Genomic DNA, 12,164 nt, shown 5'->3' with positions numbered 1-12,164 from the left:
TCATTTGCCCGTGACGAACTCTGCGCCGAACAACTCAGCCGCGGCTACTGTTACCACAGGCGTTCCAACAGCTGGGCCGACACTGGCTGTGACCGCGCCCGCTTCGATTTTGGTCACCGTGACGGACTGGCGCTCGTACACCCGTGGCTCGGCGTTGATGTAGACCCACGTCTTCCCCTGCGCGTCGTACAACAGCGCTGCGTATGGGAACAGGACGCCTGCGCCCCCCGGACCCGGCTTGACCGTGTCGGTGACCAGCTCCAGCCGTTCAATGGCCCGCTGGCTCAGCGTGATGCGTGCTATGCCGGTGGTGGCATTCTTCTCCACCTTGGCAGCCGCTTCAGATGCTGTTTCCGCCATGGCCGAGGGTTGAGCACAGGCGGGCAGTGAAAACAGCAGTGCTGCGCAGACAGCGGCCGCCACTGGCAGGCGCCGCAGGGTCCTTTTGCTGGTCATGATACTTCCACCTTTTCCGGCATAACAGGGATGACTGGAACTTCCGATTCGTAGACCTCTGACCACTCTTCCGGCTCGGTGCGGGGACCGAACCAGAGTGTGAGCAGCGGGAGCACAAAGATCCCCACGAGCGTTGTGGTCACGAGCCCGCCGGCTATGATCAGCAGCATGGGCACGATCAGGGTCTGGCCTACCGCGCCGCCGAAGAAGGCGGGCGGTATCAGCACGAGGAACGTAATGAGGGCGGATTTCAGGATCGGCGATATCCGGTCCCGGGCCGCCGTCATGACCAGGTCAGTGCGTGACATCTGTTCGGACTCCCGCCAGAGTTCGTCAACACGCGCGGACAGGAGCGCCGCATTACGTGCAGCGATGGCCACCACGGCCGCAAACGCCGTCAGTGACAGCCAGGACAGGGACTCCGCCCCGATCCATGCGGCGACCGCTGCTCCCGCCATCGCGGCGGGAAGCGTCAGGAAGACGGCGAGGGCAAGCTTCCAGCTCCGCACTGCAGTCTGAAGCAGAAGCAGTACAGCCAGGATGGCCGCGATTCCGAGTCCATGAACCAGGGTGTCTGCGGCCTGCAGCTGGCTGTATCTCGTGGGGATCTCGGCGTGGTGTTCGAGCGGGAACTGGATTTGTTGGATGGCCGCCTCGATATCCCGCTGGATATCTGCCAGCGGGCGTCCGCTGACGTCAGCCACGACGTCGATCCGCCGCGACGTCGCATCGTGCTGGATAACAACTTCGCTGGGGACCATACGAACGTCGGCGACCTGGCCCAGTTGGACGTGGCCGCCATTAGGAGCGTCAAGGAGCAGCTCACGGATGCTGGTCAGGTCATCCCGGACGCCAACCGCGCCGCGGACAACCACTTCGAACACCTTCTGCTCCTCAAAGAGGTTCCCGACGACGATGCCCTGCATCAGTGTCGCAGCGGCGCGCCTCGCGTCACCGGGCTTGATGCCGAACTTTTGGGCAGCCTCGAGATTGACCTGGACCTCTACGATCGCGGTCATGGCAGCAGCGTCGATCGTCGGGTTGTTCACACCGTCAATCTTCTGGAGGGCCTGGCGGACCTCTTCTGCCTTTTCACGGAGCACCGGCATTTCAGTTCCGTAGACGCGGACCGCGAATCCCGGCTCCAGGCTGGAGCGCATGTCGCCGACGGTCTGCTGGGAGTAGTTCAGCACGTTGTGCGCGATGCCCGGGTAGCCTTGGACCACGTCCCGTACCGCCCTCTCCGTTTCGCCGAAATTGGCGTCCCGTGCGATCGACACCCACAGCTCGGCAGAGCTGTTGCCAACCACCTGATCCGCAGAGATGGCGCGTCCCACGTGACCGCCGACGCCCGAAACCCCCGGGAGGGCCCTGAGTTCATCGGAGGCCAGGGCAGCGATCCTCCGGACTTCGTCATTGGATGTCCCGGCCATGGTGTCCCACTGCACCAACAGGGTCCGGTCGGGCATGGTGGGAACGAGCGGCCGGTTTCCTGCCAGTTGCGAGCCGGCGGCGACGCCAAGGATCCCCACGACCACGATGGCCACAATCGCCAGGGGCTTCCGGGAGTTGACCCCACCCAGTGCGCGGTCGTAGTACGCCTTCCCACGTCCGACGGCGGGAAGTTCCCTGTCGGTGGCGGGCTTGGACGGAAGGAGGAAAAACGCCAGTACCGGTGTGACGGACAAGCCTACGATCAGGGCGGCGGCTAGCGTCAACGCCAACGACCAGAAAAGCGGCGAAAGAAACGAGCCGCCTACTCCAGTCACGAAGAGGGTCGGAACAAGGACAACCACCATCATCAGCGATGCGTGGAACAGCGGTGTGCGGACCCCGCGGACGATGTAGCTGCTGCGCGCCCTCGGGGTAGCCTCAGCGTCCGTCGACTCGCGGACGGCGCGCTGTCGTCGGTGGGCCTGAACGTCTTCCACGATGTCGCCCACGATCACGGACGTGCCGAGCAGAATTCCCATCAGGACGGTGACGTTAAGTGTGGCATTTTGGGCGAACAGCACCACCGCCGCCGTCGTGACGGTAGTGGAGATGGCCACGAGTGCGATCACGGCGACCCGCCAGGACCGGAACAGCAGCCAAAACAGTGCTACCGCAATCAGCAGGCTGATCAGGAGCGCCAGGCCGAGGCTGTTGACGGAGTCCTGAACGCCGGTCGCAGGCCTGAAGACGGAGGTGTCGATCTGGACGCCCGTGAGGCCCGGCTCCATGTCCTTGAGGGCCGCCTCAACACTACGGGTGACCTCCAGGGCGCTGACTCCGGGGAACTTTTCGATCACCAGCATCAGGCCGGCGTCTGCCCCAACGGCGTCACCGATCAGCGGCTGGTGGTCTTCCTTGACCTGGGCAATGTCGCCCAGGAGCAACTGCGGGTCCGTGTCCTCCACGCTGACCTTGGCCAGGTCGGCCGGCGTGCGGATGGGAAGGACGTGCTGGATGCCAAGGCGCTGGTTGGGCGACTCCACGAAACCGCCGGTCCCGGGCGTCGAAGCCTCCAGGAAGCTCAACGGCGAAACCCAGACCGCGTTGCCTGTGGTCTTAATTAGCTGCTCAAGGGTAATTCCTTTGTCGCGCAGCTGCGTCGGAGTGACCTCAACCTGCAGCTGCTGTTCGCGCTGGCCCCAGATGGACACGTTCGCCACGCCCGGGATGCCGATCAGCCGTGGCTTGATCTTCCATCTGGCCAGGACCGACATCTCAATGCCGGAGAGCTCCTTGGAGTTCATCCTGATCATCAGCACGCGGCTGGTGGAGGACATGGGCTGCATGATCAGCGGCGGCGATGAGACGTTAGGCAGCGCGTGCGCCTGCGTCATTCTTTCCGCGACCAACTGGCGTGCGCGCAGGAGGTCCGTGCCGGGCTCGAAGACCAGTTCGATGGACGACAGCCCCGGGACAGATTTCGAGCGGATCTCGTCCAGCCAGGCCACGCCGTTGAGGAGGTCTGCTTCCATCGGTGCGGTGATAAGCTGTTCAACTTCAACCGCGGAGAGCCCTAGGGCCTCAGTTTGGATCTCTACCTGTGCGGGGGCGAACTCCGGCATGGTGTCCACGGCCATATGTGGAACGTTCACGATGCCAAAAGTAATAAGGCCCGCCGCGAGGGCGAGAACCAAGATTCGGAACTGCATGCTGAACCGGGTAACCCAGCCAAACACGACTAGTCCCTCGCTAATTCTTCGCAGGGGTGAAGGGCGGAATTTTCAGTCCATCACAACGTTGTGCGGGACATAAACGCCAAGAATACATGTCAGGCTCCTCGACCTGAGACCGTCTAGTTTCCCCACAGACTTGACAATACTGTGGACCGATTGCGCTGGGTTGGCAAGGGTAGAATCTACCCCCCCTGAGCCACCCTGGTACAGGGTTCTCGTTGGCGAAGAGATCGGGGCTACCTAATGGGCCGGCGGCACTGTCCACTTCGACGGTGCCGGCACTGGCCACGCGCCCCTGCGCCCGGCCCGGACTGGCGCGTTCCCTTAGCCTGGGCCTGCCCACCTGCAGTGGGTAGGCTAAAGTAGTCCTATGCGTGCGATCCTTCTGCTTAGCTAGCCGCCCGGTGCCCGGAAACAACCGGATTGCCGTGCGGCCGCCCCTCCATGGAGAGGGGCTTTTGTGTGTCCGGGCATGTTTCCGGGCCGGCAGCAGAGGGGATCAGACCGTTGTGGCAGCACCGATGCCACAACAGAACAGAAGAGGGCAGCAGTGAGCGTTCAGCCGGAGACAGAGACCGGAACAGCAGCAGTGGCGGCGGAAACACCTGAAGAAGGTGCCTACAGCTTCGCGGCGATGGAGGCCAAGTGGCCGCAGGTGTGGGAAGATCTTAAGGTTTTCACGCCTGTGGATGATGGTTCCCGCGAACGCCGCTACGTGCTGGACATGTTCCCGTACCCCTCGGGGGACCTGCACATGGGCCACGCCGAGGCTTTTGCCATGGGCGATGTTGTGGCCCGGTACCTGCGGCAAAGGGGCTTCGACGTCCTGCACCCGATCGGCTGGGACTCCTTCGGCCTGCCGGCGGAAAACGCCGCCATCAAGCGCAATGCCCACCCCAGTGAGTGGACCTACGCGAACATCGACACCCAGGCGGCGTCGTTCAAGCGTTACGCGATCTCCGCGGACTGGTCCCGGCGGGTGCACACCTCGGACCCCGAGTACTACCGCTGGACCCAGTGGCTGTTCAAGCGCTTCTACGAGCGGGGCCTGGCGTACCGCAAGGACTCCCCGGTCAACTGGTGCCCCAAGGACCAGACCGTCCTGGCCAATGAACAGGTGGTCAACGGTGCCTGCGAACGCTGCGGTACCCCCGTCACCAAGAAGTCCCTGAACCAGTGGTACTTCAAGATCACCGAGTATGCTGACCGGCTGCTCGATGACATGGACGAGCTGCGCGGCCACTGGCCCGAGCGGGTTCTGGCGATGCAGAAGAACTGGATCGGCCGCTCCGAAGGTGCCCACGTCAACTTTGTGATCGAGGCCGTCGGCGGCAAGCCCGCCAAGGACGTCACCGTCTTCACCACCCGCCCGGACACGCTGTACGGCGCCACGTTCTTTGTTGTCGCAGCCGACGCGCCGATCGCCGTCGAACTCGTCACCGAAGAGCACGCCGCCGCCTTGGACGCCTACCGCGAACAGGTCAAGGCACTCACCGAGATCGAACGCCAGTCCACCGAACGCGAAAAGACCGGTGTCTTCACCGGCCGCTATGCCGTCAACCCGCTGAACGGCGAAAAACTTCCGGTCTGGGCCGCTGACTATGTCCTGGCCGACTACGGCACCGGCGCCATCATGGCCGTCCCGGCACACGACCAGCGCGACCTCGACTTCGCCAAGACGTTCGACCTGCCCGTCCGCGCCGTGCTGGATACCGGTGAAGAGGATCCCAGCGTTTCCGGCAAGGCCACGTCGGGTGAGGGCACCCTGATCAACTCGGGCGTCCTCGATGGGTTACCGAAGGCCGAGGCCATCCCGGCTGCGATCGACATTCTGGAAGAGCAGGGTACCGGCGAGAAATTCGTCAACTTCCGCCTGCGCGACTGGCTGCTGAGCCGCCAGCGTTTCTGGGGCACGCCCATCCCAATCATCCACTGCCCTGCCTGCGGCGAGGTTCCGGTACCCGACGAGCAGCTGCCTGTCAGGCTGCCGGCGGACCTGCGCGGCGAGGACCTGTCCCCGAAGGGTACGTCCCCCCTGGCCGCCGCCGAGGCCTGGGTCAACGTTGATTGCCCCAACTGCCACGGGCCGGCAAAGCGCGATACTGACACCATGGACACCTTCGTGGATTCGTCCTGGTACTTCCTGCGGTTTGTTTCCCCGCAGTACACCGACGGCCCGTTCGACCCGGCGAAGATCAACGAGTGGATGCCGGTCGGCCAGTACGTGGGCGGCGTGGAGCACGCCATCCTGCACCTGCTGTACGCCCGCTTCTTCACCAAGGTCATCCACGACCTCGGTATGATCGACGCCGACGAGCCCTTCAGTGCGCTCCTGAACCAGGGCCAGGTCCTCAACGGGGGCAAGGCCATGAGCAAGTCGCTGGGCAACGGCGTTGACCTCAGCGAGCAGCTGGACAAGTTCGGCGTGGACGCCGTGCGCCTGACCATGATCTTCGCGTCCCCGCCGGAGGACGACGTCGACTGGGCGGACGTTTCGCCGTCGGGCTCCGCAAAGTTCCTGGCCCGTGCCTGGCGCCTGGCGCAGGACGTCACCAGCGAGCCTGGCGCCGATGTGACCGCCGGTGACCGCGCGTTGCGTTCCGTCACGCACCGCACCATCGCCGACGCCGCCGCGCTGTTGGACACTAACAAGTTCAACGTGGTGGTGGCCAAGCTGATGGAACTGGTCAACGCGACCCGCAAGGCTATAGATGCCGGCGACGGCGGGGCCGATCCCGCCGTCCGCGAGGCGGCGGAAGCCGTTGCCGTCATCCTGAGCCTCTTCGCGCCGTACACCGCGGAGGACATGTGGAACGTCCTGGGTCACCCGGCGTCCGTGGCGAACGCCGGCTGGCCGATGCACGACGAAGCGCTGCTGGTCCAGGAGACCGTCACCGCGGTGGTCCAGGTCCAGGGCAAGGTCCGTGACCGCCTTGAAGTCTCGCCGGGGATCGGCGAGGACGCACTGCGGGAACTGGCGCTGGCCAGCGAAAACGTCCAGCGCGCGCTCGACGGCCGCGGCATCCGCACGGTGATCGTGCGAGCGCCTAAACTGGTCAACATCGTCCCGGCCTAGTCCGGGGCACCGGCCGCCGGGCCCAACCGGCGGCCGCCCTAAACCAGGAGGCACCCTTGCCCGACCGTGACGCCGCTGCGTGGCTCTGGCTCCGGGAGCGTTTGGCTGCCCTCCGTCCCGCACCGCGCGCCGGTGTGCCAGTACCCTCCACCCCGCCCGCCGTCGTCGTCCGTACCGCGGTGGTGACCGATTCTGCCTCTGCACTGCCGGCCGACTGGGTGCATGCCTGTGCAGGGGACGGGCGCCTGACTGTCATCCCGATGCCTGTTATGGTTGGCGCGGAAATTTACGGCGAGGGCGAAGACGACATCACCGAAACCATTGCCCTGGCACTCGCCAGCGGCACGTCGGTCAAGACGTCCCGCCCGTCACCGGGACAGTTTGAACAAGCCTTCCTGGCCGCCGAACGGCTGGGCTACGAGGGCGTGGTCTCCATCCACATTTCCGGCGGCTTGTCCGGAACGGCGGACGCGGCGCGGCTCGCGGCCACCCGGGTGACCATCCCCGTGGAAGTCCTCGACTCTTGCACCGTGGGCATGGCACTGGGCATGGGCGTGCAGGCCGCGGTGGCAGCAGCCGCGGCAGGCAGCGACACCACAGCCGTAGCCGCCGCGGCGGCGGCGCAGTTCGCGAGGACCAAGGTCTATTTCTACGTGCCCAGCCTGGAACAGCTCCGCAGGGGCGGGCGGATCGGCGCGGCCGCCTCGCTGCTGGGGACCATGTTCGCCATCAAACCCATCCTGGCCGTCCACGACGGCAAGATCGTGCCGCTGGAAAAGGTCAGATCAGCAGCCAAAGCTGTTGCCCGCCTCGAGGAACTGGCCGCCGCGGACGCCGCATCGCGCCCCCACGGCCAGGCCCGCCTCGCCGTCCACCACTTCGGGAATCCGGTCGAGGCAGAAGCGCTGGCAGCCAGGCTGTCCGCCGCCTTGCCAAGCTGTCCGCCGGCCCAGATCAGCTCCCTGCCCGCCGTCCTAGCAGCTCACGCCGGGCTCGGCGTGCTCGCGGTGATCGTGGGGGAGAGCGGCCCAACTGTGCGGAACTCGGAGCCGGAGCTCCCCGCAGTTTCCACCTAGCAGTTTCCACATAGGTGCGTTTCCCGGCTGTCATTTTCTCAAGACGGCGTCCGGGGGCTGCGGTGTGGTGATCGGGTCTGCATGCCGGTGCACGAGTGCCCAGGTGTCGCCTTCGAGGCGATAGATGCTCGTAACCCGTAGCTCAAATGCTGATATTTTGTCGGCTCCTCCCACCTTGGCCTGCCAGTGTTCTGTGTCCAGGAAGCAGGCGAGATCGGTTGTGACGTGCTTGGTGAGGGCATCAAAAGCCGTGACGCGTCCAGATTTGAATCGTGCCGCCGCTGAATCGAGGGCCCCTGATACTCGCTCCCAGCCGACCACCGGAGGGCCCCAGGGATTAGCAAGGGAGACATCTCTGCTGTGGGTATGTGTGGCCGGGACTGTCACCCGCGGCCCTGCTTCCCTAGCGTTGGGAGCATGTCACGCCGGGACGCTGGAGCAGCACGCCAGGGGGCCCGGCATGCCCGGGACCGGCTGCAGTCCACGCTCGGAGCCGGCCCGGGGCTTCTACTCACCGGCAGTGGCGAAAAGGTCTTTGAGTACGACGGCGGTACCCACCTATCCGGTGACGACGCCGCTTCGGGGGCTGCTGATGAGTCCGCTGCCGGAACAGGCCGGACAGGACCGGCGCTGAGATGGCGGGTGGGCCCGCGGGTCGCCCTGCTCATCGCCGTATTCGCGGTGCTGGGCGGCGCCTGGTTCTGGTCACAGGTGGCCGCCGGACTGCCCGAAGTTGTGCCCCTGAGCGACATCTCAGCCCAGGGCAGCATGCCTGCTCGGGAAGGAACCGAAGGCCCGGAGCCGCACGGCGCCGGGCCGCCTGGGCTGGCGTCGGAAAGTCCACAGGCCGGCACCGTTATCATTCACGTTGCCGGGGCTGTCGCCGTGCCCGGGGTTGTGCAGTTGCCCGCTGGCAGCCGGGTTCACGAAGCAGTCGCGGCGGCAGGGGGAGGCACGCCCACAGCAGACCTGAACCGCCTCAACCTTGCTGCCATGCTGGCGGACGGTCAGAAGCTCTACGTTCCCCAGGCCGGCGAAGAAGTCCCCGCCGGTTCGTCCGGCATGCCCGGGGAAGCGGGGGAGGGGACCGGCGGTGGTGGGACCGCTTCAGCAGGAGAAAAGGTCAACCTCAATACAGCCAGCGTCGAAGAGCTGGACGCCCTGCCGAAGGTTGGGCCCGTGCTGGCTCAGCGGATCGTGGAGTGGCGCAAGGAACACGGCCCCTTCACAACGGTCGAGGAGCTCGACGCCGTGGATGGCGTGGGTCCCAAGATGCTCGAAACACTCCTTCCCCTGGTAGGCATCTGAGGTGGCCAGGCGCAGCCAGTGGAGCCGCTTTGTTGACTCAGCCGTGCAGGGCCAGAGGGCTCCAGCAGCATTCCCGGCTTCCGTGGATACGCCCGCCGTGACTACGCCCGCCGTAGTCCAGGCCGCGGGGCTGAGTGTCCGCAGGCTGGGTGCACGCGTCGGGACGAAACTCCGGGGCCAGGAGCCATCGAGTTCACCAACGGATGCGCCGCGCCGGCGCACCGACGTCAGGCTGGCACTGCCCGCCCTCCTCGTCTGGGGTGCCGCCGTCGCTGGCGTCTGGCTTGCCCCTGTGGCGCTGGTGGGGCTCTGCTGCGGCTTGGTACTTTTGGCCACCTGCCTGTTGATCCGGGCCTCGAAGGGCAGGGCGTTGGTGGCAGGCCGGCGGAGCTTTCAGATGACACTCGCGGTTGCCTTGCTGCTGGCCGCCACCGCTGCTGCCCATTCGGCTGTCTCGTCGTCCCAACGCCACGACGGGCCGTTTGCCGAAGCTGTCGCCGCCGGCCACTCTGTGGTGGCCATTCTGGAGGTCACCGGATCCCCTCGCGCCATGACCGTCCCGGGAACTTCGGGGCCGCCCGAACGCTGGTCGGTCACGGCGCAGACGGAGCAGGTCACCGTCAGCAGCCGGGTCATCCGTACCCGTGCCCCGGTGGTGGTCATGGGCGGCAAGGGCTGGGGAGACCTGGTGCCCGGCCAGGTGGTCCGGACCGCCGGCAAGCTGAAGCCACCGGACGCAGGCCAGCAGGAAACGGCTGTCCTGTCAGCCTCCCTGCCACCCCGTGCCGGCTCCGGGACCGGCAGCAGCGCCGGAATGGATGATGCCGACGCCCCGGCCTGGCAGCTCGTAGCGAAGGACCTGCGTGTCCGGTATGTCTCCGCTTCGTCCTTCCTTGCCGCCGATCCAGCCGGTCTGCTTCCGGGCATGGTCACCGGGGACACCAGCGCCTTGGATGAAGGGCTCAATGCGGCGATGAAAACGGTGGGCATGACCCACCTGACGGCAGTCAGCGGGGCCAACTGCAGCCTGGTCCTGGGTGCCCTGCTGATCGCTGCCCGCAGCCTGCGCCTGACCCGGCTCCCCGCGGCAGGACTGGCGCTGACCGGCCTGGCAATGTTTGTGGTGCTCGTCGGCCCGGACGCCAGCGTCCTGCGCGCCGCGCTGATGGGTTCAATCGCCGTGGCATCGCTGGCAGGCGGCCGGACAGGCCGCGGACTCAGTTTCCTCTGCCTCGCCGTAATGGGCCTGCTCCTGATCGACCCCGGCCTCGGGACCAGCTTTGGCTTCCTGCTGTCGGTGCTCGCGACCCTGGGCATCATCGTCCTGGGCCGCCGGATGATCGACTGGACCCCGGCAGTGATTCCACGCTGGGCAGCCGCTGCCTGGGCCGTCCCGCTCTCCGCGCAGCTGCTCTGCGGCCCGGTGATTGTGCTCCTGCAGCCCCAGTTCTCCACGTACTCGCTGCCTGCAAACCTGATGGCAGCCCCGCTGGTAGCACCGGTGACATTGCTGGGAACGGCAGCCGTCCCGCTGGTGGTTGCCGCGCCGTGGCTGGCCACCGTCCTGATCGCCGTGGCAGGCACCTTCAGCGCCGGAGTTGCAGGAACCGCGAGGATCACGGCCGGATTGCCGGGGGCTGCGCTGCCCTGGCCCGAGGGCCCGTTCGGGCTCCTGACCATGGTGCTGCTCTCGGTGCTGACGTTTGCCGGTGTGTGTCTTGCCGTCCGGCCGCGCCAGGTGTTCCGGGGGGTCCTGGCATTGCACGCCCGGACGGAATCGGTGTTGGACCTCCTGGAACGGCAACTGGGGGCCACGTTGGCCCGGTGCTGTCCGGCGCGGTGCTGGCCGGACCGGCGCGGGCCAGGCCAGCGTGGCCCCGGCTTGGTGGCGGCGGCCCACCGTGGCAGGCTTAGACACTGCACCAGAATTTCCGGGAGGAATCCACCATGGCCGCAGCCCAGACCACATTTACCAGGACTCCGGCGTCGAACACGGCCACCTGGCGGGACGTGACGCCTGCCGAAATCGTCCTGGTGGGCGGACCGGAGGAATACCTAGGCATCCGTGCCATGGACCATGTCCGCGCCCAGGTGCGGACGGCGTTTCCCGACGTGGAAGTCAGCCGCCTCATGGCCGGAACGTACGAAGCCGGGACCCTCGCCATGCAAGTCAGCCCCTCACTCTTCGGTGAGCGCAAACTGATCGAAGTCGAAGGCGTTGAAGGCATGAACGATGCCTTCCTGGCCGACGCACTGACCTATCTGGCCCGCCCGGAGCCGGATGCGGTGCTCGTCCTGCGCCACGCCGGGGGAGTCCGCGGCAAGAAGCTCCTCGATGCCGTCAAGGCCGGCGGTTGGCCGGTAGTTGACTGCCAGCCCCTTAAGAAGGATGCGGATAAGGCCACTTTCGTGGCAACGGAATTCAGGGCCGCCGGACGCAAGATCAGCTCGGACGCCGTGCAGACGCTGGTTAATGCCGTCGGCGCTAACCTTTCGGAGCTCGCGGCGGCGTGCAGCCAGCTGATCGCGGATGCCACGGGAGCAGTGACCCCGGAGTTAGTGGACCGCTACTACGGTGGCCGGATCGAGGCCACGGCCTTCAAAGTCGCGGACGCTGCCATGGCCGGAAACGGTCCAGTGGCGCTGTCCACCCTTCGCCACGCGCTGGCCACCGGGGCTGATCCGGTTCCGCTGGTTGCCGCGCTGGCAGCCAAGCTGCGGACGGTGGCCAAAGTAGCCGGCGCCCAGGGATCCCCGGCGCAGATCGCTCGGGAACTGGGCATGCAGCCCTGGCTCGTGGAGCAGGCCCAGCGCGATGTGCGCCGCTGGACCCCGGAGGGTCTGGTCCGCTCCATCCAGGCCACCGCCGAGGCCGATGCCCAGGTCAAGGGCCTTTCGCGTGATCCCGTCTATGCCGTTGAACATGCGGTGACCGTCATCGCAACCTCTGTGCGCGGGCACTGACGTCAGCTGACCGCGCCTGCGGTAGGTGGCTCTGGCGCAGAGACGCTGGCGGCTTAAAGATGTGTGGCCGGCACCCATCGGGTGCCGGCCACAATCATCAGTTCAGGTGAACTGGAA

Annotated in this window: 7 protein-coding genes; 5 read left to right on the top strand and 2 right to left on the bottom strand. The window is 66.2% G+C overall.

The genetic code is table 11. From position 1 onward, the window contains the following. Positions 1-456, bottom strand: coding sequence for a hypothetical protein (locus tag CXR02_RS03260; protein ID WP_104060710.1), 456 nt, complete (start codon positions 454-456; stop codon positions 1-3). After that, positions 453-3,599 carry an efflux RND transporter permease subunit gene (locus CXR02_RS03255; RefSeq protein WP_258060723.1) on the bottom strand — a complete coding sequence of 1,049 codons (3,147 nt, stop codon included), beginning with the start codon at positions 3,597-3,599 and terminating at the stop codon, positions 453-455. Before CXR02_RS03255 ends, CXR02_RS03260 begins: the two co-directional genes overlap by 4 nt. A gap of 574 nt (positions 3,600-4,173) precedes the next feature. Here CXR02_RS03255 and leuS point away from each other — a divergent pair. From leuS to holA, 5 genes are all read left to right on the top strand, one after another. Then, positions 4,174-6,699, top strand: a complete 2,526-nt coding sequence (leuS, locus tag CXR02_RS03250) for a leucine--tRNA ligase (RefSeq protein ID WP_104060708.1) — start codon at positions 4,174-4,176, stop codon at positions 6,697-6,699. A gap of 56 nt (positions 6,700-6,755) precedes the next feature. Next, the gene (locus CXR02_RS03245; RefSeq protein ID WP_104060707.1) at positions 6,756-7,775 is read left to right on the top strand and encodes a DegV family protein; all 1,020 of its coding nucleotides are present in this window, start codon (positions 6,756-6,758) and stop codon (positions 7,773-7,775) included. A 417-nt stretch (positions 7,776-8,192) separates the two neighbouring features. Then, on the top strand, positions 8,193-9,083 hold the full coding sequence (locus CXR02_RS03240) for a ComEA family DNA-binding protein (protein WP_104060706.1): 891 nt from the start codon (positions 8,193-8,195) through the stop codon (positions 9,081-9,083). A 97-nt stretch (positions 9,084-9,180) separates the two neighbouring features. Next, positions 9,181-11,097 (top strand): ComEC/Rec2 family competence protein, encoded by a 1,917-nt coding sequence (locus CXR02_RS03235; protein ID WP_258060722.1) that lies wholly within the window; start codon positions 9,181-9,183, stop codon positions 11,095-11,097. Next, a complete protein-coding gene (holA, locus tag CXR02_RS03230; protein ID WP_104060704.1) occupies positions 11,031-12,047 on the top strand; it encodes a DNA polymerase III subunit delta in 1,017 nt (338 codons plus the stop codon). Before CXR02_RS03235 ends, holA begins: the two co-directional genes overlap by 67 nt. The last annotated feature ends 117 nt before the right edge of the window (positions 12,048-12,164 follow it).

The organism is Arthrobacter sp. 4R501 (assembly GCF_002929755.1).
In the GTDB taxonomy this organism is placed as follows: Bacteria; Actinomycetota; Actinomycetes; order Actinomycetales; family Micrococcaceae; genus Arthrobacter.
Note: the sequence above shows the minus strand (reverse complement) of the source record. Positions and strands in the feature narration are given on the sequence as shown.

Excerpts from the sequence above, each read along its gene's own strand:
- holA (WP_104060704.1), top strand. The coding sequence starts at position 11,031 with ATGGCCGCAGCCCAGACCACATTTACCAGGACTCCGGCGTCGAACACG.
- CXR02_RS03255 (WP_258060723.1), bottom strand. The coding sequence starts at position 3,599 with ATGCAGTTCCGAATCTTGGTTCTCGCCCTCGCGGCGGGCCTTATTACT.
- CXR02_RS03260 (WP_104060710.1), bottom strand. The coding sequence starts at position 456 with ATGACCAGCAAAAGGACCCTGCGGCGCCTGCCAGTGGCGGCCGCTGTC.
- CXR02_RS03240 (WP_104060706.1), top strand. The coding sequence starts at position 8,193 with ATGTCACGCCGGGACGCTGGAGCAGCACGCCAGGGGGCCCGGCATGCC.